The sequence below is a fragment of the Burkholderia cepacia genome (assembly GCF_029962485.1).
Taxonomy (GTDB): Bacteria; Pseudomonadota; Gammaproteobacteria; order Burkholderiales; family Burkholderiaceae; genus Burkholderia.
In genome coordinates this window covers 2012910-2037009 of record NZ_CP073638.1, presented here as the reverse complement: position 1 = coordinate 2037009, position 24100 = coordinate 2012910, and the positions used below count along the sequence as shown (strand labels likewise).

The window sequence follows — 24100 nt, the reverse complement described above, 5'->3', positions numbered from 1 at the left end:
ATAACATTGACGTTCACTCCGAGGACATTCCATGTGGCAAGAAGAGCGATACCAGAGGATCCGGCTTCTGTTATCGAAGATGCAGCGCGTCTCCACCGACCGGATCATGGCCGACCTGAACGTGTCGCGGGAAACCGTACGCCGCGATCTCGTCGACCTCGAAGCGCTCGGTGAACTGAAGCGCGTGCACGGCGGCGCGGTGCAGGTCGGCGACGAAGCGCCGATTGCTGAGCGCGCGCAGACGCATGTGAAGGCGAAGCTGGCCATCGCGCGCGCGGCGGCGCGGCTCGTCTCGGGCTCGCAGACGCTGTTCATCGACGCCGGCACGACCACCACGCTGCTGGCCGAGGAACTGGCGAAGCTGTCGGGCCTCACGATCGTCACGAATTCGATCGACGTCGCGCTGAAGATGCGCTCGAGCGACCCGGCGCAAGGGAAGAACGAAACGATCCTGCTCGGCGGGATGATCGGCAGCCGCGCGGCCGCGACGGTCGGCGACGGCACGATCGCCGAGATTTTCCGCTACCGCGCCGATCTCGCGCTGCTGTCGCCGGTGGGCGTCGATGCCGTCCGCGGTGCGACGAACTACGACCGGATGGAAACCGAGGTGGCGCGCGCGATGGTGAGCAACGCGGCGGAGGTCGCGATCCTGGCCGATTTCAGCAAGCTCGGCACGAACAGCCGGATCAGCTTCTGCGAGCCGGCGCGGATTGGCACGCTGGTGACCGACCAGAAGGCGGAATCGGTCGACAGCTACAAGAGCATCAGGAAGGCCGTCGGGAACGTCGTGCTTTCATAGTGCTTGCGGGAAGGGGCACGATCGGCTGCCGTATACCGCCCATGCGGCGCGCATTCTGCCGGCCGGCCTGTTCCCGGCGTAATATATCCGCCGATACAACGCGGGCCCGCCCACCGGTGGGCCGTCATGGAGGCGGGCGATGGAGATGGCAGGGACGGCGGCGCCTTCGGCGCATCAGGCGGCGGCAGGCTCGATCGCGCTGACCGGTGCATTCGTGCGGCCGATGACGGTGACGCTCGACGAACTGCGCCGGCACGCGAGCGCGACGGCCGAGCCGTTCGACCTGCGCTGCTTCACGACGAACCGCTTCATCCGCTCGGTCGCGCCGTATCGGGGCGCGCGGCTGAAGGATCTGCTCGACGCAGCCGGCCTGCGCAACGACGAACCCGGCGACTTCAAGCGGATGGTGTTCATCGCGCATGCGCACGACGGCTATGCGGTGACGTTTTCGTGGCATGAACTGTTCAACACGCCCGTCGGCGAGCACGTGATCGTCGCGTTCGAATGCGGCGATGCACCGCTGTCGATCGACGACGGCGCGCCGCTGCTGTTTTCGGGCGCCGACCTGCTGCCCGCGCCGCGCCACGTGAAGCGGCTGGCCGGCATCGTCGCGCGCGTGCTGGAGGTTTGAGCGCGGCGTTCGCCGTACCGGCCATCGTGTATGCTTGCCCGCATCGATCACTCGGCGGACAACATGAAGACTTCGGCACACCCCAAGCCTGAGGTGCGGTTCAGGATGCGTATCCAGCAGGCCGACACGATCGCGCTCGGCCCGGGCAAGGTCGCGCTGCTCGAAGCGGTGCGCGAGCACGGTTCGATTTCGGCCGCGGCGCGCAGCCTGAAGATGTCGTACCGGCGCGCGTGGCTGCTGATGGACGAACTGAACCGGTCGCTGAAATCGCCTGCGACGGTGTCCGAGCATGGCGGGCAGAGCGGCGGCGGTAGCGTGCTGACGCCGGTTGGCGAGGAGATCATCCGTCTTTATCGCGGGATCGAGGAGCGCGCGTACGCAGCTTGCGCCGACGAAATCGCCGCGCTCACGAAAATGGTGCGTCGCTGAAAGGCGCGTTGCGCCGGCGCTTGCCTACCCGTGCCGCAGGCAGAAGCGTGACGGGTCGCTCGCGGCGCCATCCGGCACGATGACATCGCGCGCCTGCGCATCGAGCCGCCCGATCAGTTCGACGAAGCTCGCGACACTGGCGGTCCGCAGCGGGTAGTACGCGATGTGGTGGCGTTCGCAGATGCGCTTGAGCAGGTTCATCGAATCGTGATCGATGCAGTCGACCGGGAACACAACCATCTGCGCGCCCGGCAGCGCAGCGGCCAGCAGGCCCTTGCGATCCTCGATGCCACCGTCGTGCAGCGTCACTTCGCCGCCTGACGCCTCGACGATCCGCCGGATCGCCCGGTTCGACCCGGGCCGCCCGCCGACGTAGACAACGCGCGTGCCCTGCAGCATCGACAGCGAATTCGCCGCCTGGTCGACCGGATCGTCGGCCGACGCCTGCACGGCCTGTTCGATTGCGCTCGCTTCGGCGCGTAGTGTCTTCACCATCGCCATCAGGTCGTCGAGCCGTGCGCGCATCGCACGGGCGCTCGCCTGTTCCGCGGCGATCCGCTGCTCGGCGGCTTCGCGGCGGCTCGTGTGCAGCGCGAGCCGTTCGTCGCGCGCGGCCAGCGCCTCGCGCAGTTCATGCACTTCGTCGCGCAACACGCTTTCGGCGGCCAGCGGCTGCGCGTTGTGGCGCGCATGCAGCGCATCCCGTTCCTGTAGCGCCGCGTCGCGCTGCGTGCTCATCTCGTGCAGGCGCGCCTGCTGCCGTTCGACCTTCGCGTGCAGTTCCGCATTCTCTTCCTCCAGCGCGACCAGCCGCCGGATATCGGCGCGATTGGCCGCGCCGACCAGGTGCGACAGCATGTGCAGGTCGCCGAATGCGGCCTGGCGCACGCCCATCGTCGTGCGCGGATGCGTCATCAGCGCCCAGTACGCGGGCGGAATGTCGCCGCTCTTGAGCGCTTCCTGCCAGCGCGCGAGCAGTTCATCCGCGTCCTTTGCCTGGTCGAACGCGCGTATCGCGCCCGCATAGCGTTCGTCGAGCGCCTTGTGCAACGCCTTCGCGCCGGCCGTGCCGTCGATCGCGAGCTCGACGGCCGCGTGATGGATTTCGAGGTCGGTCGCACGCTGCCGGTCGAGGTCGGTGAACTTCGGCACGAGCTTGCGCAGTTCGTGCGTGGTCAGGCAGGTGCCGATGATCGAGCAGTGCAGGTTCGCATCGAGTTCGGACAGGCGCGCGCGGCGTTTCAGCTCGACCTGTTGCGCGCGGGACGGTGCGCAGCACGCGTCGATCCGCGTGCCGGTGGCCGCGGACGGATGGCCGCCCGACGACGAGAGATCCGCCGTGCGGGCAAGGCGAAAGGGCGGAGCGTGCATGTTGACCTCTATCCGGCACGATCGGACCGGAGACGGATGCGCGAAAGATTTGCGAAATATACCACGGAATATAACGGGGTAAATGCAGGGGAAACCACCGGATGGCGCCGGGTGGCGCGGTCAGCAGAGCGCCGTCGAACGGTCGGTTTGCGGCAGGGCGGCCGGTGCCACCGGCGAAACGGGGAGCGATGGCGACGCGTGGCGCGCCATCACGGATTCGACGCACAGCCCGACGATCAGCACGTCGACGCGCTCCAGCGCAGCGACCGCGTCGCGCATGGCGGCCGGGTCGTTGCTGAACGAATCGGAAAACACGTCGTCGCGTGTGCGTTCGAGACCGCGCGCTTGACCGATCGCGCGTTCGAGGTCGGGCAGGCGCGTGAAGCGGGCGGCGCGTGCTTCGTGTTCGAGCGTCGCCAGCAGCTCACGAAAGCCCAGTGCCGACAACGCTTCGTCCGGCATCGCGTCGGCGTGCGCGGACGAGAGCATCCGGATGAAACGCACGATGCTGCCGCGCAGGCGCCGGAACGCGTCAACGACATCCGTGACCTGTTGCGCCCGCGCGTCGCTCGACAGCGGCTTGAGTGCGCGGATCTTGCGCGCAATCGGCTGTTCCCGAGCGATACGCAGCGGGGCGCGATCCGTCGACGTGCGGGCCATGCAGTTTCTCCGGGTGGGCAGGTGTCGATATATTCTACGGAATATATCGAGTACGAAAAAAAAGACGACACCGTGCCGCGCGGCAGGGTGTCGTCAACGGCCTGAACGGCCGCGCTCGTCAGTTGATCGTTGCCGGGTGCTGCCGCTCGAGCGTCACCGGCGGGACGGCCGGCCGGATGCCGGGTGTCTCGTCGACGGTCGTGCGCCCACCGTCGCGAAAGAACGCCTGCTCGGCGGCATTGTTCATGACGAGGATGCTGATGCGGCGATTGGTCGGCTCGTCCGCCACGTTCCGGTCGAGCGGCAGCACATCCGCGAGCCCGCGCACCTGCAGCAGCTTCGCTTCCCGCAACCCGCCGGCGACCAGCGCGCGCCGCGCGGCGTTCGCGCGATCGCTGGACAGCTCCCAGTTCGAATAGCCGTTCGGGCCGTCGGGATACGGTGTCGAATCGGTATGCCCGGCGATCGACACGCGGTTTTCGACATCGTCGAGCGCCGCGCCGACCTGCGTGAGAATCGCGGTCGCATAGCTTTCCGGTTGCGAACTGCCTGATGCAAACATCGGGCGCTTGAGCGAATCGACGATCTCGATGCGCAGGCCCTCGTGGGTGATCGCGATCCGGATCTGGTCCTGGTAGGCGCGCAACGACGGACTCTGTGCGATCGCCGCGGTCAGCTTTGCCTTCAGGCGTTCGAGCTTTTGCGTATCGACGATGCTCACGAGCGCCGCGGGTGAGCTGGCCGGCACCGGTTGCGCTTGCGCGTTGATTGCCGGCGCCGGGTCCGACAGGTCGCGGCCGCCGCCTTGCACGACGCTCGGGCGCGGCGCCTGTGCGTCTTTCCCGCCGGACAGGAGCGTCGACAGCGGCGTGTTGAAGTAATCCTCGATCCCCTGCTTGTCGTACTTGGAAACCGAGCCGAGCAGCCACATCAGCAGGAAGAACGCCATCATCGCCGTGACGAAATCGGCGTAGGCGATTTTCCATGCGCCGCCATGGTGGGCGTCGTGGTCCTCACCTTTCTTGCGGCGCACGACGACGAGCGGTGCCGATGCGGACGGTTTCGACGAACTGGAGCGATGGTCGGCCATGGCGTGTTCCGTTTCCTCGCGTATCCGTTACGCAGCCTTGGGCGACTTCGTCGCGCGGACGGCGTCGTCGAGTTCCTTGAAGCTCGGGCGATCGGCGGTGAACAGCACCTTGCGGCCGAACTCCACCGCCACCGAAGGCGCGTAGCCGCTCATCGACGCGAGCAGCACGGCCTTCACGCACTGGAACGGTTTGGCCGCGGCGCGGCCCTTCGCGTTGAGCAGATCCGCGAGCGGCCCGACGAAGCCATAGGCGAGCAGGATGCCGAGGAACGTGCCGACGAGCGCGCCGGCGATCATCTTGCCGAGCACGGCGGGCGGCGCGCCGACGGAGCCCATCGTGTGCACGACGCCCATCACCGCGGCGACGATGCCGAACGCTGGCAGGCCGTCGGCCATCTTCTGGATCGCATTGGCCGCGACCGACGCTTCCGCATGGTGCGTGTGCAGTTCCTCATCCATCAGGTCCTGCATCTCCAGCACGTTCACGTTGCCGCTCGACATCATCCGCAGGTAATCGACGATGAAGTCGAGCAGGTGATGGTCTTCGAGCACATGCGAATACTTCTGGAACAGCGGGCTTTGCTCGGGTGCATCGACGTCGGCCTCGAGCGCCATCATGCCGTCCTTGCGCGCCTTCTGCAGCAGTTCGTACAGCAGCGCGATCAGTTCGACGTATTGCTGCTTCGTATAGCCGCCGCCCTTGAAGCAGGTCGGCAGGCTCTTGATGGTCTTCTTCAGCGTCGTGACCGGATTGCTGACGACGAACGCACCCAGCGCGGCGCCGAAAATGCACAGCAGCTCGAACGGTTGCAGCAAGGCCGGCAAATGGCCGCCCACGCCGATAAAGCTGCCGATGACCGATCCGATCACGACGATCCACCCGATGGCTACAAACATGATTCCCTCTTCCGCATCTTGCGCTGCTGCATCTGTTTTAGAAAAGCGAGCGGGACGTCCTGCGGTCTCGCTCACTACCCGCGACGGCGCCGGATCGGTGCGTAGCGGGTGCGATCCGGGCGGTCGTCCCGATGTGTCGCAACGCGATGCCCGTCGGCGGGTGTTGATGCAATAACGGCGATCGTCGGGACGACTGAACCCGTGATTCCACGTATCGCGCGTGATTCACGCCCTGGCACACGTTTGCGGGCGGCGATGCGCGCGACTTTCTTGATCGAGGTCAAAAAGTGCGCGATCGTCGCGTGGATTTCCGTAATGATGCGACGCGGAAACGGGGCGGCGAATGACGTCACCCTCCCCATGAGCGCTTCATTGCGGGATTCAGGGGAGCGCGGCGTGCATCGTCGCCGAACGGTTGGGGCCGCGCGCCGGCAGGGTTTTCATCAGGACATCCGGGGCGCGGCACGATCCATCATGGCGAAGGTACTGTTTTGGCAAACAGCAGGAGGGCGCTCCCGTGACTCCCGATCCCACTCCCTCGACCGCCTTCGTGTTCGCCGGCGGCGGCAGCCTTGGCGCGATCGAGGTCGGCATGCTCCGCGAACTGGTCGCCAGCGGCGAACGGCCCGATTGCGTCGTCGGCGCGTCGGCGGGCGCGATCAATGCCGCCTATTTCGCCGGCCGGCCGGACGCGGACGGCGTCGCGATGCTCGCCGCGCTGTGGTGCAGGATCCGCCGCCAGGACGTCATGCCGTTCTCGATGCGCAGCATCGTCGCGATGCTGCTGCGCAACCGTGCGCATCTGGTCGAGGCCGATGCGCTGCGCCTGCTGCTGGAACAGAACCTGCCGTACCGTCGGATCGAGCAGGCCGTGCTACCGCTCCATATCGTCGCGACCGACGTGCTGAGCGGCCGGGAAGTCGTGCTGTCCGCCGGCCCGGTCGTGGATGCCGTGCAGGCCAGCGCGGCCATTCCCGGCGTGTTTCCGTCGGTCAGCATCGGCGGCGTGGAACTCGTCGACGGCGGCGTCGCGAACAATACGCCGATCTCCGTGGCGATCGCGCTCGGCGTCAAGCGGATCGTCGTGCTGCCGGCCGGGTTCGCCTGTGCGTTGCGCGCACCGCCGCGCAGCGCGATCGCGCATGCGACGCACGCGCTGACGCTCGTGATCGCGCGGCAACTGGTGCGCGACCTGGAGTTGTACGCGGCGCGCGCGCAAATCCACGTCGTGCCGCCGCTCTGTCCGCTCGACGTGTCGTCATACGATTACTCGCAGTGTGCGCAATTGATCAACAAGGCCGCGGAACGCACACGCGCGTGGATCGATGCGGGCGGGCTCGCGCAGTGCGAGATTCCCGGCCCGCTGCGCGAGCACGATCACGCCGCGGCGCTGTCGCATTGAGGGGTGCTCGCGCATCGTGCGGACTCACGGCCGACGAACGTGGATTGCCCGGCCGCCGGGCCCTCTCCATGGAAATCCGCGAAGCACCCAAAAAAAGGCGGCACCGTGCCATCCGCCACGGTGCCGCCAACGGCCTGAACGGCCGCACTGGTCAGTCGATCGCGCGCATTGCGTGGCGCAGTTCCTGATAGCTGCGCAGCCCCGTGACGCCGAGTTCGCGGCCGATCCCGCTGAGCCCGAACCCGCCCCAGCACACGTGCGGATAGATGAGCTGCGGTGCATTGATCCACACGAGCCCCGCGCGCACGTGCTGCTGGAATTGCTTCGCGATACCCGCATCGCGCGTCACGACGGTCGCGACGAGCCCGTAGCGTGTGTCGTTCGCGAGCGCGATGGCTTCGTCGTCGGTGCGGAACGACTTCACGCACGCGACGGGGCCGAACACTTCGTCGGTCCACAGCGGGTTGTCGGCCGCCGGCTCGGCGATCACGACAGGTGCCATGAAAAAGCCGGCACCGCAGGCATCCGTCACCCGGCCGCTGAAGGCGACGCGTGCGCCCGCATCGATGCCCTGCTGGAGCATCGCTTCGACGCGCGTACGCTGCGCGGCCGAGATCAGCGGCCCCATCGCGACCTGTTCCGCAGCGGGCGGCGCCACGACGAGCGCACGCACGGCCGTCTCGAACGCGGCCATGAAGCTGCGATACACGCTGTCGTGCACGAGGATGCGCGCGGTGGCCGAGCACATCTGGCCCGCGTTCGTGAACGCGCCCGCGACCGCGAGCGATACCGCGACGTCGAGATCGGCGTCGTCGCGCACGATCAGCGACGACTTGCCGCCGAGTTCTAGCGTCACGCGCTTCATGTCGACGGCGGCGGCCTGCATGACCTTGCGGCCGGCCGCCGTGCTGCCGGTAAACGAAATCTTGTCGATCAGCGGATGCGCGGTCAGCGCCGCGCCGACCTCGGCGCCGCCGTTCACGACGTTGACGACGCCGGCCGGCACGCCGGCTTGCTCGACGATCTCGAGCAGCGCGTGCTCGGTCGGCGACGTGAGTTCGGACGGCTTCAGCACGACCGCGCAGCCGGCCGCGAGCGCCGGCGCGAGCTTCCACGCGGTCGTGACCATCGGGAAGTTCCACGGCATGACGAGCGCCGCGACGCCGACCGCGTCGTAAAAGCGTTCGGCCGTGACGGCGTCGCTCGGCAGCGCGACCGGTTCGGCCGCGAACAGCGCCGGGTCTTCGCACAGCTTCGCGTAGTAGGCAAACGTGGCGGCGACGTCGCCGACGTCGGCCTCGGCCTCGAACGGCGGCTTGCCGCTCACTTGCATTTGCAGCGCCGCAAGGCGATCGCGCGATGCTTCGACGCGCTCGGCGATCTTCGCGAGCACGCGGCCGCGTTCGGCCGGCGGCGTGTCGCGCCAGCCGGCGAATGCGTCGCGCGCGGCACGCACCGCGGCGTCGACGTGCGCGGCCGTCGCGAATTCCTGCCAGCCGATCGCGTTGCCGGTCGACGCGTCGAAGACCGGTGCGCCAGCCGTGTCGGAATGCGTATGCACGGGCTGGCCGGCGATGTGCGCGGCGGGCAGCACGAACGTCGCGGCGGAAGGGGAAAGCGCGGCGGTAGACATGAGGTTCATCCTGTCGAGATCGGTCGGGTTAGCGGTAGGCGACGCCCGGCATCACGCAGAGCATCTCGAACGCGAGGTTCGCGCCCGTGAGCGCGGTGGTGCCGGCCGGATCGTACGGCGGCGACACTTCGACGAGGTCCGCACCGACGATGTTCAGGCCCTTCATCCCGCGGATGATTTCCAGGCCCTGCTGCACGGTGAGGCCGCCGATTTCCGGCGTACCGGTGCCGGGCGCGAACGACGGGTCGAGGCCGTCGATGTCGAAGCTCAGGTAGACCGGCGTGTCGCCGACGCGTTCGCGCACCTGCGCCATCAGCGGCACGAGCGACTTGTTCCAGCATTCCTCCGCCTGCACGACGGTGAAGCCCTGCTGGCGGCACCAGTCGAAATCGTCCGCGTGGTAGCCGGTGCCGCGCAGGCCGATCTGCGTGACCTTGTCGCATTGCAGCAGCCCGTCTTCCACCGCGCGGCGGAACGGCGTGCCGTGCGCGATCTTCTCGCCGAACATCGTGTCGTTCACGTCCGCATGCGCGTCGATGTGGACGACGGCGACCTTGCCGTACTTTTTATGCAGCGCGCGCAGGATCGGCCACGCGATCGTGTGATCGCCGCCGAGCGTGATCGGCCGGCAGCCGTTCGCGACGATCTCGTCATAAGCCTCTTCGATGCGGCGCACCGAGTCCTTCAGGTCGTACGGGTTGGTCGCGACGTCGCCGATGTCGGCCACCTGCAGCGAATCGAAGGGCGCGGCGCGCGTGGCCATGTTGTACGGGCGCAGCAGCACGGATTCGGTGCGGATCTGGCGCGGGCCGAAGCGTGAGCCCGAGCGGTTCGACGTGCCGAGGTCGAGCGGCACGCCGACGAAGCACACGTCGAGGCCGTCGGTCGTCGCGGCCTGCGGCAGCCGCATCATCGTGGCGATGCCGCCAAAGCGCGGCATTTCGTTGCCGCCCATCGGTTGATTCAGTTCGCGGGGCATGGGCCGTCTCCTTTTTCTGAGGTAAAGCGATCGGCCGATGGTAGAGGAGAACGCCCGCGCGAAGATTTTGAAGTCGCAACGTTTACATCGACGGGTCTCGATGCGAGTGGCGCCGCCGCATCGACGCCGTGCAACCGGAGCCGGCCGCGCGGCCGGGCCAGGTCAACCCGGGATGGCTGGCGGCGTGGCGCCGTCGTGCGATCCGGCGGAAGGGAATGCGGTGGTTGCCGAACCCCACGCGGCGAGTTCGCGTTTGGTCCGCACGCCGAGCTTCGCGAACGCGCGCTTCACGTACGACTCGGCCGACGCGACGCGCACGCCGAGAATCTCGGCGGTTTCGGGCACGGTCTTGCCGGAGATCAGGTGCTTGCAGGTTTCGTATTCGCGTTTCGACAGCTTCACGCCGTCGGCCGCGATGCGCGCATCGAACTGCGCGAGCGGATGGACTTCCGGTGTCGGGTGCGCGACGCGCCGCACAGCCGTGGTCGATGCATGCAGTTCGAGCAGCGGGAACAGCACGTCGCTGATGCTGCGGAAGCGGTTCATCTCGGCGAGCGTGAACGGCGGCCGGTCGCGGCCGCGCTCCAGCGCGATCGAGTGCTGCGAATAGCGCGTGCCGCGCGCGAGCACGCATTCGTGCCCGATCTGCACGTCGTCGAATATCCGCTGGCGGAATTCGCCGGGCGGGATCGCCGCGATGTCGCGCACGACGAGCATCGTGCCCGTCTTGCCGCGCAGCCCCGCGAACAGCGGGTCGCTGTCGAGAAAGCGCTCGTAGTAGAGCGTCATCACGTCGGAGATTTCGTTGGATTCGGTGCCGATGCCGCTGCTGCCGATCCATTCGCATCGGTAGCCGGTGGGCATCGACCCGTCGACGCGCGAGCGTTCGACGTGCGCGACGTCGAGCGGCACGACGTCGTTCAGCAGTTGCGTGAGGCGCGGCACGAAGTGCGGCGTGCCGACCGTCTCGATCAGCTCGCCCAGCGCCTTGAACGACACGTTGAAGCGGTCGTTGTCGCGGTGGAAGGGGTTCACGTTGAGCAGCATGCGGTTCCCCGGTGAAAAGCGGCGCGATTGTAGCGTCGGCAACGAAAAACGTCATTAGGGGGAAATACCGGCAGGTGTCCTTGCGACTTGCCCGGCCCCGGAAAACACTGCTTGTCCCCCCCGGAGGGGGGCATACCGGGGCAGTGTAAATGAGTAACTTTGTCTCTGCTTTTTTCAATCAAGAGACGAAAGATTCTGATGACCAAACTGATCAAGGACATCCTGCCACTCGGCGCAGGTATCGGCGAATTCACGAAGCTCGACTTCGGAATGGACGAAAGCGACTGGCGCGCGGCGGAAGGCAAGAGCGGCAACTACATCATCGGCTGGTGGGAAGGCAAGGTCGGCTCGGTGGAGTTTCCGGAAACGGCCGCCGATGAAGCGGTGTGGCTTGTCGAGGGCCGGATCGCACTGACGGACGTCGAAGGCAACCGCAAGGAATTCACGCCGGGCCAGGGTTACCTGCTGCCGGCCGGCTTCGCGGGCCGCTGGGAGACGATCGAGGACGCGAAGAAGTTCTACGTGCTGCTCGAGAAGTCGTGATGTCCGAAGCCGCCGCCGTGGTGTCGTCGTCCGTGTGACGCGAACCCGGCGGCGGTTTCGTTTTTCGCGTGTGATGGCTGGGATCATGGAAATGGAAGTCAACGAAGCAAAACAGACCGCGCCGATGCAGGCGCACGCGCTGCGTGGCGCGCCGGTCGCGCTGGGCGTCGAGGCGGCGCTCGCGAATACGAAGCTGTTCCCGTACTGGCTCGACAACCCGGCCGCGCCGGCCACCGAGCCGGAACTCGTCGGCGACGTGAGCGCCGACCTGCTGATCGTCGGCGGCGGCTTCACGGGGCTGTGGTCCGCCGTGCAGGCGAAGGAACAGATGCCGCACCTGAACGTGGTGCTGATCGAGGCTGGCAAGGTTGCGCACGGCGCATCGGGCCGCGCGGGCGGGATCATCTCGACGTCGGTGATGCACGGGCTGCCGAACGCGGTGCGCGTGTTCCCGAACGACATCGCGCAGCTCGAGACGTTCGGCCATCACAACCTCGACGGCTTCGAGGAAACGCTGAAGCGCTACGACATCGACGCCGACATCGAGTGGAACGGCGAGATGACGGTCGCGGTCGATCCCGAGCACATCGCGCACCTGAAGGGCGATTACGACCTGCATCGCGAATACGGCCACAACGTCGTGCTGCTGAACCGCGAGGAAACGCTCGAACAACTGAATTCGCCGATGTTCGCCGGCGCGCTGTGGTCGCGCAACCGCAGCGGCATCGTGCATCCGGCCAAGCTCGCGTGGGGGCTGAAGCGCGCGGCGCTGTCGCTCGGCGTGAAGCTGTACGAACACACGCCGCTCACAACCGTGATCGACGAAGGCAGCACCGTGCTCGTGACGACGCCGAAGGGCAGCGTGCGTGCTCCGCGCGTCGTGTTCGGCAGTGGCACCGCGAAAGTCGGGATTCCCGATATCAACCGCCGCGTGATGCAGGTGCGCGACCACGTGCTCGCGACCGAGCCGCTGACCGACGAGCAACTCGCGCGGATCGGCTGGAAGAATCGCCAGGGCGTGTACGACACGCGCACGCAGCTCAACTATTTCCGGCTGACGAAGAACAACAACATCATCTTCGGCGGCCTTGTCAGCTATCACTTCGACGGCGATCCGGAGCCGCATCAGGACGGCCAGCGCGAAACCTACTACCGGCTCGCGGAAGCGTTCTACCGCACCTTCCCGCAACTGTGCGACGTGCGCTTCTCGCATGCGTGGGGCGGCCCGATCGACTATTGCTCGCGCGGTTCGGTATTCGCGAAGCGCTATCTCGGCGACAAGGCCGTGTTCGTCGCCGGCTATACGGGCTTCGGCGTCGCGGCGAGCCGGTTCGGCGCGTTCATGGGGCTGAACATCCTGTTCGACCGCGACAGCCCCGAGCGTAAGCTCGACATCGCGAACCAGAGCCCGAGCTACATCCCGCCGGAGCCGATGCGCTGGGTCGCCGCGAAAATCACGTTCCACGCATTCGATGGCGCAGATGCCGAAGGCGGCTGGAAGCGCGCGTGGATCAGCGGCCTCAAGGCGATGGGCTTCCCGATGTAAGCGACACGGCGGCCCGGGCCGGGCCGCCGCCATACCAAACTCCCCTGAGGAGACGGTCCGCGCCGCGGACACGGAGAGAGACACCAGATGAATGTAGTCAACCTGCAGGATGAAGCGCGACAGGAAAGCGCGCTGTTCGTCGTCGTGATGCTGCTGCTCGGCATCCTCGGGCCGACGGTCTTTCTCGGCCTGCCCGCGATCGTCGGGCAGGTCGAACGCCATTGGGGCTTCGGCGAAGCGGCGCTCGGGCTGTCGAGCTTCGTCGAGGTGCTCGGCGAATCGACGGGCACGCTGCTCGTCGCGTTCGTGCTCGGCCGCCAGCCGGTGCGCTGGGTGCTCGCGGGCGCCGTGACGCTCGCGGCCGGCGCGAACCTCGGCACGCTTGCGACGCACGGGCTCGTCGCGTATTCCGCATTGCAGTTCATCGCGGGCGTCGGCTCGGGCGGGCTGAACGGCATCGCGCTGCGTTATCTGTCGTACTCGCGTGCGCCGGAACGCAATCTCGGGATCATGCTGATGGGGCAGGTGACGTGGAGCATGGTGCTGCTTGCGTACATTTTCCCGATGCTGAGCGACACATGGGGCGCGCACGGCGTGTTCGGCTTCGTCGCATGCGTGCTCGGCGTGTTCGTGCTAGCGGCGCCGCTGTTTCGCCGCGGCGAGACGCTGGCCGTACCGGCACCGGCCGGCATCGCCGGCAGCATCGACCGGAAGGGCGCGATGCTCGTACTGTGCGCGCAGCTTGCGTTGTATGGCGGTGTCGGCGTCGTATGGACCTTCCTCGAGAAGATCGGCACCGATGCGGGCCTGAGCGGCAAGTCGGTATCGCTCGTGCTCGGCATCGCGAACGTCGCGAGCCTCGTGATCTGCGCGGCGATGCCGAAGCTCGGCGCCGGCAAGGGCCTGCGCCGCTGGACGCTCGTGAACCTCGGCGGCTGCGCGGTCGCGGCCGTGCTGCTCGCGATGCCGGCGTCGGTCGCGACGTTCGCGCTCGGCGCGATCGTGTTCATCGGCTGCTGGACCGGTGGCGCGTTGCTGATCTATGCAACGATTCCGCAGTACGACCTGATCGGCAAGTCGGCCGCGCTGTCGCCGGGTTGCGTTGCGCTCGGCTACGGCGTCGGTTCGGTCGCGGGCGGCTCGCTGATCGAGAGCGCGGGCACGCAGTCGGCGCTGATCGCGGCGATCGTGCTATGCGCGGTGGCGTTCCTTTGCTACAGGCGTCTGCGGCCGGCCGTGTTCGGCATGGAACGCGTGCTCGCGGTGGCACCTGAATGACGGTTGCGACGCGCGCCGCTGCCGATGGCGGCGCGCGTCCGGTTCGGTTCATCGGCGAAGGCGGCCGGCGTGGCGCGCGATGCGCGTCGTGCGGGCCGGCCGGGCAACGCGCACACGCGCAGCGGCTTGAAGCATGTTCTCGAATACCTCCGATCTCGATCTCCGGCTCATCCGGGTCTTTCTGGCCGTCGTCGACGCACGCGGCATCACGGCCGCCGAGGCGTCGCTCGGCGTGCGGCAGTCGACCATCAGCACGCAGCTGTCGGCGCTCGAAGCGCGCGTCGGCTTCAAGCTGTGCGATCGCGGGCGCGGCGGCTTTCGCCTGACGTCGAAGGGCGAACGCTTCGCGGCCACCGCGCGCACGCTTGTCGCGGCGACCTCCGAATTCGTCGCGCGCGTGCGCGACATCGACCGCAAGCTGGTCGGCACGCTGTCGATCGGCCTGATCGGCCAGGCGCCGCTCGTCGAGAACGCGCGCGTGGCCGACGCGATCGGCGCGTTCCGCAAGCGCGACCAGGCCGTCACGTTCTCGATGAAGGTCGCGTCGCCGCAGGAGCTCGAGGAAAGCCTCGTCAACAACCAGCTCGATCTCGCGATCGGCTATTTCTGGCATCGCGTGCCCGGCCTGCTCTACACGCCGCTCTTCACCGAGCAGCAGGTGATCTACTGCGGGCGCGGGCATCCGCTGTTCCATGCGTCGCGGCCCGTGACGGCGGACGACCTGCAGCTTCACGACTGGGTATGGCGCACCTATCCGGTGCCGGAGGAGCAGTATCCGCTGCCCGAGCGGCGCGTGACCGCGAGCGCGGACAGCATCGAGGCCGCGACGATCCTGATCCTGTCGGGCGGCCATCTCGGCTACCTGCCCGCGCATTACGCGGAGCCATTCGAGCAGCGCGGGCTCGTGAAGGCCGTCGGCCGCACGACGTTCAGCTTCGACGTGCCGCTGCATCTCGCGATGAAGCGCAGCACGAGCGACAAGCCGATCGTCGATGCATTCTGCGAGGACTTGCTGCGCGCCTTCAACATCAAGGCGGCCGCGCTGGCCGCATAGGGCACGTTCCCCTGATCTGAAAAAACATCAGTGGGGCCAGCACAAGCCCGTTATTAGCTGGAGCAGGCCCTATGCGCGCCGCGCGCTCAGCAGTCGACCAGCACCCAGTCGAACAGCTCGCGGCGCGTGCGCACGCCGAGCTTCGCGAACGCGCGCTTCACGTACGACTCGGCCGTCGACAGTTTCACGTCGAGTTGCTGCGCGGCCTCGGGCACCGAGCGCCCGCACAGCATCAGCCGGCAGATCTCGTGTTCGCGGCGCGACAACTGCACGTCCTGCCGCTCAAGGCGCGCGTCGAAGCTCGCCTGCGATTCGACATTCACCGACACCGCCGCCACGCGCCGCGCCGCGCAGGTGCGCGCATGCAGCTCGAACATCGGGAACAGCAGGTCGACCATCTGGCGGAAGTGGAACAGCTCGTCCGTCGTGAACGCGGCGCGCCCGACGGTGCGCGCGAGCCCGAGTGCGTACTGCAGGTGCGCGTTGCCGTGCACGAGCAGGCATTCCTGCCCGATGCCGGGCTCGTCGAAGATCCGTCGGCGGAACTCGCCTTGCGCGATGCCGTCGACATGGCGCTGCACGAGCAGCGTGCCGGCCTTGCCGCGCAGCGGCGCGACCAGCGGGTCGGCCTGGCAATAGTCCTGGTAGTAGACGTCCATCACGCGCAGCGTATCGGCCGCGAAGCGCAGGCTGCCGCTGCCGAGCCATTCGACCACGAAGCCCGACGTGCTGCCCGTGTCCGCGCGCCAGCGTTCGAGGTGCACGGCGTCGGCGTCGATGCTGTCGTTGACGAACTCCGTCACCGCGCCGACGAAATCCGGCGTGCCGACCGCGCGTAACGTCGCGCCGAGCGAATCGGGGCGCACGCCGATCAGGTAGTGGCCGCGTGCGGCAGGGTCGGGCTGGAGAAGTCGCATGGTCGGGCGAGGGCGGTCAAGGGACAGCGCGACGTTACGCGAACGCCGTGCACGCGTCAGCCGGGAATTCACCGGATCCGCCCCACGGATTTTGTGCGTTGTCCCCAAAACGATGACAAGACCATGCGTGCGGCGGCCGGAATTCGCCCAAGCCCCGGCGGCGGGGGGGCATACCGGCGCGAATCGTCTGCCTATAGTGAAAGCACTTCGAAAACCTGATGACCAGAAAGGACAGGCCATGCAGATGCAACCGACGCCCGCCGCCACGACGCCGGCGGATTTCGTTCTGACCAACGCGAAGGTTTATACCGTCGATCCGCACAAGCCCTGGGCACAGGCCGTCGCCGTGCGCGACGGCCGGATCGTCCACGTCGGTGACACGGCGGCCGCGCAGGCGTATGTCGGCGCGCAGACGAAGGTCGTCGACGCAGCAGGCCGGCTCGTGCTGCCGGGCTTCGTCGAATCGCACTGGCACTTCGAGACCACCGCGTTCGCGTTCCAGGCGTTCGTGAACTACGAGGATCCGCAGAAGGTGCTCGGCGCGCTGCGCGCCTATGTCGAATCGCATCCGGACGAGCCGGCGATCACCGGGATGGGCTGGGTGCAGGCGACGATTCCGCCGGCGATGTTGCGCAAGGAGACGCTCGACGCGATTTGCGCGGATCGTCCCGTGTGCCTGCTGTCGACCGATTTCCATTCGATGTGGGTGAACTCGAAGGCGCTGGAGATCGCCGGCATCGACGCGTCGACGCCGCCCGTTCAGGAAGGCGCGAGCTGGTTCGAAAAGGACGCGGTGACGGGCGAGCCGACCGGACTGATCGTCGACGGCGCCGCGTATTCGCTGCTGATGCAGCGGATCAGCGCGGCCGGCTTGCTGCCGACCGGCATCGACCTGTACCTGAAGTCGATTCCGCCGTGGCAGAAGAAGCTGTGCGCGGCGGGCGTGACGACCGTGTTCGATGCAGGCTTCTTCGATCCGAGCGGCGACCAGTCGCTGTTGTACGAGACGCTGCAGACGCTGGAGCGCGCGGGCGACCTGAAGCTGCGGGTGGTCGGCAGTGTCGCGGTGATCGGCGAGATCGACGATCCGGTCGGCACGCTCGTCAAATACCGCGAGCAGTACGATTCGCCGCTCGTGAAGGCGCGCGCGCTGAAGTTGTTCCTCGACGGCACCGAGGCGAACCACACCGCCTACCTGCTCGAACCGTACGCGGACCGCCCCGACACCTGCGGCGCGCCGACGATGCCGGCCGACACGTTCAACCGCTATCTGGTCGAAGCCGATCGCGCGAACGCGAACGTGATGGTTCACTGCGTCGGCGACGCGGCCGTGCGGATGGCGCTCGACGGCTTCGACGCGGTGAACCGCTCGAACCCGCCGCGCGACCGCCGCCACGTGATCACGCACGCGTTCCTCACGCATCCGGACGACATCCCGCGCTTCCGTCGCGCGGGCGTGATGGCGAACACGCAGCTGCAGTGGGGCGTGGTCGACGCGTACACCGAGCAGCTGCGCGACCATTACGGCCACGAGCGCTGGAGCAACATGTACAAGTTCCGCACGTTCCTCGACGAAGGCGTGACGGTGTCGATCGGCATGGACGGCCTGGCATGCCAGTGCCGCTGCCAGCACAAGCCGCTCGAACACATCGAGTCGGGCCATACGCGCCAGCTCGCGGGCGAGCCCGATGCGGCGGTGTTCCCGGATATCGCCGAGCGCCTGAGCATTCCGCAGCTGATCGCCGCGTACACGATCCACGGTGCGTACCAGCTCGGGATGGAGCACGAGGTCGGGTCGCTCACGCCCGGCAAGCGCGCGGATCTCGTCGTGCTCGAGAACGACCTGTTCGAGGTCGGCCAGTACGACATCGGCCGCATCGACGTCGGGCTGACGATGATGGGCGGCCGCGTCACGCACGTGGGCGACGATTTCGGCGCGCGCACGGGTATGCAGGCGTCCTGAGCGGGCATCGGCTGACGAAGCGGTGACGGAGGCTTTCAGATGGCTTCCGTTTTCGCGGGTCGGCGCATCCGGCCGGAACCGGATGCGCCGATTGTGCGGCGTGTCCCCCTATTGGCAGGGCAGACCGGCCAATTTCCTCTGGCTACATTTTTCCGGACCGAAGCACACCCCGTTCATCGCGAACGGATCATGATATCGACGGAGGAAACCATGGCAGGGGATTGGAGCAAGCATCTGAGAACGGCATGCGCGGCGCTCGCGCTGGGCGGCGTCCTGTGGGCCGGCACGCCCGTCGCGCACGCGGCGGACGTCGTCAACGTGTACAACTGGGGCAACTCGATCGGCAAGGCGACGATCGCGAACTTCGAGAAGGCGACCGGCATCAAGGTCGTCTACCAGGAGTTCGATTCGAACGAGACGCTGCAGGCGAAGCTGCTGTCGGGCACGTCGGGCTATGACGTCGTCGTGCCGTCCGACATCTTCTGGGCGCGGCAACTGCAGGCCGGCATCTACCGCAAGATCGACAAGAGCCAGGTGCCGAACTACGGGCTGCTCGATCCGGAAATCATGAAGGTGCTGTCGAAGGACGATCCGGGCAACCAGTTCGGCATTCCGTGGACATGGGGCACGGATGGCCTCGGAATGAACGTCGAGAAGGTGAAGGCGGCGCTCGGCAACGACGCGCCGCTCGACAGCTGGGCGCTGCTGTTCGACCCGAAGTACGCGCAGAAGCTCAAGCACTGCGGCGTGTCGGTGCTCGATTCGCCGGTCGATGCGTTCGGGATGGCGTTCGTCTACCTGAAGAAGGATCCGAACACGACGAACCCGGCCGACTATCAGGCCGCCTATGAGCTGCTTAAGTCGGTGCGGCCGTACATCACGCAGTTCAATTCGAGCAGCTACATCAACGATCTCGCGGGCGGCGACATCTGCCTCGCGCTCGGCTGGTCGGGCGACGTGAACTCCGCGCGGATCGCGGCCGCTTCCGCGAAGAAGCCGTATCACATCAAGTACGTGATCCCGACCGAGGGCAGCGCGATGTGGTTCGACATGATGGCGGTGCCGAAGGATGCGCCGCACCCGGACGCCGCGCTGAAGTTCGTCAACTTCGTGCTGTCGGAGAAGGAGAGCGCGAACCTGACCAACGACACGTCGTACCCGTCGGCCGTGCCGTCGTCGAAGCATCTCGTGCGCGCTGAAGTGACGAGCGATCCGGCCGTGTTCCCGCCCGCCGACGTGATCCGCAAGCTGAGCCTCAGCAAGCCGGTTCCGCCCGAGCTGATGCGCTTGCAGAACCGTCTCTGGACGAAGCTGAAGACCGAGTAAGCCGGCCGCCGTTCCCCGCACTCCCGCATACCTTTCGCGCGCCCCGCCGCTCACCGCGGCGGGCGGGGGCGCGCTCGTCCCGACGACCACCCAGAACATGAAAATCAAACACATGACGGCGCTGTGCCTGCTCGCATTCGAAGCGGCCTCGGCGATCGCACACACATCACCGCAAGCGACCGACGCCGGCAAGATGAAGGCGCTGCAGGCGCAGGTCACCGCGCTGCAGCAGCAGGTGAACGAGCTGCGCGCGAGCATGCTGGCCGCGAAGCCGGCCGGCGCCGCCACGACGGCCACGGCCGCATCGGGCGGCGCGACGATCGGCACGATCAACACGGCCGCGGCCGCCGCGCCGGCAGCCGATGCCGCACCGGCGTTCACCAACGACGACCTGCAGCAGATGCGCGAACAGATCGCGAACGCGTCGCTGAAGGTCGACTCGCTGCAGGAAGCCGCGACGACCGGCCCGCTCGCGGGCCTGAGCATCACCGGCTACGTTGACCCCGTGTATTTGTTCAACCGCGCGCAGCGCACGTCCGGCTTCCAGTTCCTGAATCACGACCCGGGTGCGTACGACTACTACAACAGCACGATCGGCGATGTCTATCTCGACATCAAGAAGACCTTTGGCGTCGGCCCGATGGCGCCGGCAGCGGAGGTCGTGATCCAGCCGAACCGCGGCTTCGGCAACGTGTTCAGCAATTCGCACGGCGGCGTCGGCAACAACATCGTCACGCAGGCGGTGGTCACCGTGCCGCTCAGCACGACGCGCACCTTCGAGATCGGGATGATGCCGAGCCTCGCGGGCTACGAGGTGCAGCCGTCGAACCAGATGCTCACGCTCACGCACGGGATGCTGTACGACTTCAGCGAGCCGGGCAACCTGATCGGCATCGGGCTGAAGGGTTCCAACGCGGCGATGACGCGCTTCTGGCAGGTCGTGATCGGCAACGAGGTGCTGCGCACCGCCGGCGCGATCGCGAACGCGGCGAACAACACGACGAAGACCAACTGGACGCCGACGATCACCGCGCGCTTCGACAACGCGACGTCGACGGCCTTCGACTTCGGCATCTCCGGGATGCTCGGCCGGCAGTCGCTGTTCTCGCCGTGCGCGGTGGCGGGCGGCTACGGCTACCAGTGCAACGGCTCGTCGCCGACCGGTCTCTACAAGTACGTGGAAGCCGACATGACCTATACGCACGACAAGACGCAGGTCAACGCGCAGGTCGACTACGGCGAGCTGCAGAAGGGCGCATGGAACGGTGGCACCGCGCGCTGGTACGGGATGTCGCTGCTGGGCCATACGAAGTGGACACAGGCGTGGGTCGGCCGCATGGGCGCGACGCTGCGCTTCGACTACCTGAACAACACGTCGAACGGCGGCGGCGGCACGAACGTCCAGTACGGGCTCGCGGGCGGCAACCCGTCGGTGAACGGCACGAGCGGCTTCGGCATCGATCCGTCGTGCTTCCAGGGTTCGGCGACGAACGGTACCGAATGCAAGGGCGCGCAACGCTATGCGATCACGGCCGACCTGTTGTTCTATCCGACGCAGCAGATCACCGTGAAGGTCGAATACCGCCACGACGCGGCGAACCATCCGGTGTTCCTGAAGAGCAACGGCACGTACGCGCGCAGCAACGACCTGGCCGGGATGCAGTTCATCTACTCGTTCTGACGTTGGCGCGCGCCGTTTTTTTCGTATAACGAAACATGTTCCGGGCTGCGGGCCCGGACCTGATTCAACACAGGAGGTTTGATCTTGAAGCTGCACACATTCGCGACCGACATCACCGATCCGCGCGAACGGGGCCGCCTGATCGGCGCGCGCTTCGCGCCGGCGATCCGCGAGACGGTCGCGCTTTATCTCGCGTTCTTCCCGAAGCTCGGTATCGATCCGCAGCGCGCGCGGGAGATCGGCGAAGCGAGCCTGGCCGCGCTCGACGCATGGTGCCCGCGCCTGGCCGCCGAAGTCGAGGCGATCGCCGACGGCGTCGAGCTGCCGCGTTGGCAGCTCGCATGCCTGAACGCGCGCACCGAGATTCTCGCGACCGCGCCCGCGTCAGCCGAGGGCGAATGCTCGACGACCGTCTACGCGCCGGCCGGCCCGCAGGCGCCACGCACGCTGCAGACGTGGGACTGGCACGACAGCCTCGCGCCGCAGGGGCTGCTGATGCAGTTCGCGACGTCGCAAGGCCGCACCGTCAAGCTGTTCACCGAATTCGGGATGCTCTCGAAGCTCGGCGTGAACAGCGCGGGGCTCGGGCTGCATTTCAACATCCTGCATCACGCGAGCGACAACGACAGCGCGGGCGTGCCCGTGCATGCCATCGCGCGGCGCCTGCTCGAGGATGCGACGACGGTGCAGGAGGCGATCGAACTCGCGCGCACCGCGCGCGTGAGCGCATCGACGGTGCTGACCGTGTTCACGCGGCACGACGCGAACCCGCGCGCGGCGAGCATCGAGCTGAGCCCGTCGGGTGTTGGTGTGGTCGTGCCGCGCCCGGACGGCTGGCTGCTGCACACGAACCACTTCCTCGATCTCGCGTTGAGTGGCGGTGAATGCATGCCCGACAGCTCGACCACGCGCGAGCGCTTCGCGCACCTGAACGAAGTCGTGACCGGAATGACGAGCGCCGATGTGCGCGAGCGCGCGGCGGCGATGTGCGGTGCGGCTGGCGACGCGGCCGTCGTGTGTTTCCACCCGGACCTGTCGATGCCCGACACCGAGCGCTGGGAAACGCTACTGACCGTCGGCATCGACACCGACGCGTGCGCGCTCGACTACGTGGCCGGTAATCCGCACGATCTCGCGCGCGACGGGTTCATGCGGTTCTGACGCGGCACGCGGGCAGCGGTAAGGCAGGGCGGCACGTGTGTGCCGCCCTCGTGACGCTCATGCGTCGATGCGCTCGACCTTGCCGACGAGCAACCCGTACGACAGGCTGCCCGCGAGCGCCATCGCGGCGATGTAGGTGATCGCGCGCGAGAAATCAGCACCGTCGACCAGCAGCCCGATCACGATCGGCGTCGCGATCGCAGACAGGTTGCCGATCAGGTTGAACATGCCGCCCGTGAGGCCGAGCAGCCGAGCGGGCGCGAGCCCCGACACCAGCGACCACGTGATCGATGCGAAGCCGTTGCCGAAGAACGCGATCGTCATGAACGCGATCACCCAGCCCGTCGACGTGACGTAGTTCGCGCCGATGATGCAGGTCGAGATCAGCAGGCCCGAGATGATCGGCAGCTTGCGTGCGAAACCCTGCGACGCGCCGCGGCGCATCAGCCAGTCCGACAGCACGCCCGAGCACAGCACGCCGACGAACGCGGCGAGGAACGGCAGCGACGCAAGGAAGCCCGACTTGATGAAATTCATCCCGCGATACTTGACGAGATAAGTCGGGAACCACGTGAGGAAGAACCACAGCGTCGAGTTCAGCGCGAACTGGCCGAGGTAGATGCCCCACAGCTTGCGCCGGCCGAGCACGACGCCGAGGTCTCGCAACGTCGACGGCGCGCGTTCGCTGCGCGCCGCGATGCGATCCTCGAGATCGACGAGACCGCCGCCATCGCGAATCAGTGCGATCTCGGCCGCGTTGACGCCGCGAAACGCGCGCGGCTCGCGATACACCGCATACCAGACCGCAGCCCACGCGATGCCGGCGAGGCCCGTTGCGACGAACACCATGTGCCAGCCGAGATGCACCTGCAGCCACGCGAGCACCGGCGTCAGGAACGCGAGGCCGACGAACTGGCCCGATGTGTAGCCGCCGATCGCGCTTGCGCGTTCGCGGGTCGGGAACCACGTCGTGACCACGCGGTTGTTGATCGGGTAGGCCGGCGCTTCCAGTGCGCCGACCGCGAGACGCAGCACGATCAGCCCGACGAACGAGCCTGCGAAACCGAGCAGCAGCGTTGCGGCCGACCACAACGCGAGCGCGCCTGCATACAGCACGCGCGGCGACACCTTGTCGACGAGCCAGCCGCCCGGAATCTGCATCAGCGCGTAGGTCCAGCCGAATGCGGAAAACACGAGGCCCGCGCGGACGGGATCGATGTTCAGTTCCTTGAACAAGGCGGGCGCGGCGATCGACAGGTTGCTGCGGTCGAGATAGTTGATCACGACCGTGATGAACAGCAGCGCGAGGATCAGCAGGCGCTTGCGGCTGGGTGGCGCGGCTTGTGCCGCGGCCGCACGGGCGGCGGGATCGGATGCAATGCCGGCGTGTGCGTGCAACTGATCCGTCGGGTTCGCGTGGGTGCGCGACGCGGATTGGGCCACGGTTGTCTCCTGTGTTCTGTGCCCGGCCGGCGCCCGCGAACGGGGCGGCCGAATCGAATGGCGTTGGGGCGAACGTTAGAGCCGTGGAGCGAAGTGCGTCAACATTTGGGCAGGTATCCCTATTAATGGGATGTTGGGTGCTCAATATGTGAGAAGGCGTTGCGATAGCGCCGCATCGTGCGCCGGTCCGAGACGGGACGCACATATTTGCCGCCGGAATATTTTAGGAGCTCGACTAGAGATGCCCGAG

Annotated in this window: 21 protein-coding genes; 12 read left to right on the top strand and 9 right to left on the bottom strand. The window is 67.1% G+C overall.

The window, feature by feature from the left end; translation table 11 throughout:
* Positions 1-31: 31 nt before the first annotated feature.
* The 3 genes from KEC55_RS25460 to KEC55_RS25450 all read left to right on the top strand — a co-directional run bounded on the left by KEC55_RS25460 (position 32) and on the right by KEC55_RS25450 (position 1859).
* Complete coding sequence (locus tag KEC55_RS25460; RefSeq protein ID WP_282507887.1) at positions 32-799, top strand: DeoR/GlpR family DNA-binding transcription regulator; 768 nt, start codon at positions 32-34, stop codon at positions 797-799.
* 139 nt (positions 800-938) lie between these two features.
* A complete protein-coding gene (locus KEC55_RS25455; RefSeq protein WP_282507886.1) occupies positions 939-1430 on the top strand; it encodes a molybdopterin-dependent oxidoreductase in 492 nt (163 codons plus the stop codon).
* A gap of 105 nt (positions 1431-1535) precedes the next feature.
* Positions 1536-1859, top strand: coding sequence for a winged helix-turn-helix domain-containing protein (locus KEC55_RS25450; protein ID WP_047901809.1), 324 nt, complete (start codon positions 1536-1538; stop codon positions 1857-1859).
* A 24-nt stretch (positions 1860-1883) separates the two neighbouring features.
* Here the strand turns inward: KEC55_RS25450 and KEC55_RS25445 are convergent, their stop codons facing one another.
* From KEC55_RS25445 to motA, 4 genes are all read right to left on the bottom strand, one after another.
* Positions 1884-3230: a DUF2325 domain-containing protein gene (locus KEC55_RS25445; protein WP_282507885.1), complete on the bottom strand. Its 1347-nt coding sequence runs from the start codon at positions 3228-3230 to the stop codon at positions 1884-1886.
* Between the two features lie 120 nt (positions 3231-3350).
* Complete coding sequence (locus tag KEC55_RS25440) at positions 3351-3890, bottom strand: hypothetical protein (RefSeq protein ID WP_282507884.1); 540 nt, start codon at positions 3888-3890, stop codon at positions 3351-3353.
* Between the two features lie 118 nt (positions 3891-4008).
* The gene (motB, locus tag KEC55_RS25435; protein ID WP_282507883.1) at positions 4009-4980 is read right to left on the bottom strand and encodes a flagellar motor protein MotB; all 972 of its coding nucleotides are present in this window, start codon (positions 4978-4980) and stop codon (positions 4009-4011) included.
* 27 nt (positions 4981-5007) lie between these two features.
* On the bottom strand, positions 5008-5877 hold the full coding sequence (gene motA / locus KEC55_RS25430) for a flagellar motor stator protein MotA (protein ID WP_282507882.1): 870 nt from the start codon (positions 5875-5877) through the stop codon (positions 5008-5010).
* 517 nt (positions 5878-6394) lie between these two features.
* On the opposite strand from motA, the gene KEC55_RS25425 reads away from it, so the two are divergent.
* The gene (locus KEC55_RS25425; RefSeq protein WP_282507881.1) at positions 6395-7279 is read left to right on the top strand and encodes a patatin-like phospholipase family protein; all 885 of its coding nucleotides are present in this window, start codon (positions 6395-6397) and stop codon (positions 7277-7279) included.
* A gap of 151 nt (positions 7280-7430) precedes the next feature.
* Here KEC55_RS25425 and KEC55_RS25420 read toward each other — a convergent pair whose 3' ends face one another.
* The 3 genes from KEC55_RS25420 to KEC55_RS25410 all read right to left on the bottom strand — a co-directional run bounded on the left by KEC55_RS25420 (position 7431) and on the right by KEC55_RS25410 (position 10938).
* Complete coding sequence (locus tag KEC55_RS25420; RefSeq protein ID WP_282507880.1) at positions 7431-8912, bottom strand: aldehyde dehydrogenase family protein; 1482 nt, start codon at positions 8910-8912, stop codon at positions 7431-7433.
* A gap of 28 nt (positions 8913-8940) precedes the next feature.
* Positions 8941-9891: an agmatinase gene (gene speB, locus KEC55_RS25415; RefSeq protein ID WP_176051433.1), complete on the bottom strand. Its 951-nt coding sequence runs from the start codon at positions 9889-9891 to the stop codon at positions 8941-8943.
* 162 nt (positions 9892-10053) lie between these two features.
* Complete coding sequence (locus KEC55_RS25410; RefSeq protein WP_282507879.1) at positions 10054-10938, bottom strand: helix-turn-helix transcriptional regulator; 885 nt, start codon at positions 10936-10938, stop codon at positions 10054-10056.
* Between the two features lie 198 nt (positions 10939-11136).
* On the opposite strand from KEC55_RS25410, the gene KEC55_RS25405 reads away from it, so the two are divergent.
* The 4 genes from KEC55_RS25405 to KEC55_RS25390 all read left to right on the top strand — a co-directional run bounded on the left by KEC55_RS25405 (position 11137) and on the right by KEC55_RS25390 (position 15359).
* Entirely contained in the window at positions 11137-11481 is a 345-nt protein-coding gene (locus KEC55_RS25405) for a cupin domain-containing protein (RefSeq protein ID WP_011356376.1), read from the top strand.
* 85 nt (positions 11482-11566) lie between these two features.
* A complete protein-coding gene (locus tag KEC55_RS25400; protein ID WP_282507878.1) occupies positions 11567-13027 on the top strand; it encodes an NAD(P)/FAD-dependent oxidoreductase in 1461 nt (486 codons plus the stop codon).
* A gap of 87 nt (positions 13028-13114) precedes the next feature.
* Positions 13115-14305, top strand: a complete 1191-nt coding sequence (locus KEC55_RS25395) for an MFS transporter (RefSeq protein ID WP_282507877.1) — start codon at positions 13115-13117, stop codon at positions 14303-14305.
* Between the two features lie 133 nt (positions 14306-14438).
* Positions 14439-15359: a LysR family transcriptional regulator gene (locus tag KEC55_RS25390; protein WP_039320670.1), complete on the top strand. Its 921-nt coding sequence runs from the start codon at positions 14439-14441 to the stop codon at positions 15357-15359.
* Positions 15360-15445: 86 nt separating this feature from the next.
* On the opposite strand, the gene KEC55_RS25385 is transcribed toward KEC55_RS25390, so the two are convergent.
* On the bottom strand, positions 15446-16276 hold the full coding sequence (locus KEC55_RS25385; protein ID WP_039320668.1) for a helix-turn-helix transcriptional regulator: 831 nt from the start codon (positions 16274-16276) through the stop codon (positions 15446-15448).
* A 238-nt stretch (positions 16277-16514) separates the two neighbouring features.
* Between KEC55_RS25385 and KEC55_RS25380 the strand changes: the two genes are divergently transcribed.
* The 4 genes from KEC55_RS25380 to KEC55_RS25365 all read left to right on the top strand — a co-directional run bounded on the left by KEC55_RS25380 (position 16515) and on the right by KEC55_RS25365 (position 22407).
* A complete protein-coding gene (locus KEC55_RS25380) occupies positions 16515-18239 on the top strand; it encodes an amidohydrolase (RefSeq protein WP_282507876.1) in 1725 nt (574 codons plus the stop codon).
* A 210-nt stretch (positions 18240-18449) separates the two neighbouring features.
* Positions 18450-19565 (top strand): polyamine ABC transporter substrate-binding protein, encoded by a 1116-nt coding sequence (locus KEC55_RS25375; protein WP_282507875.1) that lies wholly within the window; start codon positions 18450-18452, stop codon positions 19563-19565.
* Positions 19566-19662: 97 nt separating this feature from the next.
* A complete protein-coding gene (locus tag KEC55_RS25370; protein ID WP_282507874.1) occupies positions 19663-21246 on the top strand; it encodes a DUF3138 family protein in 1584 nt (527 codons plus the stop codon).
* Between the two features lie 84 nt (positions 21247-21330).
* On the top strand, positions 21331-22407 hold the full coding sequence (locus KEC55_RS25365; protein WP_282507873.1) for a C45 family autoproteolytic acyltransferase/hydolase: 1077 nt from the start codon (positions 21331-21333) through the stop codon (positions 22405-22407).
* 57 nt (positions 22408-22464) lie between these two features.
* On the opposite strand, the gene KEC55_RS25360 is transcribed toward KEC55_RS25365, so the two are convergent.
* Positions 22465-23850 (bottom strand): MFS transporter, encoded by a 1386-nt coding sequence (locus KEC55_RS25360; RefSeq protein WP_282507872.1) that lies wholly within the window; start codon positions 23848-23850, stop codon positions 22465-22467.
* Positions 23851-24100 lie beyond the last annotated feature (250 nt).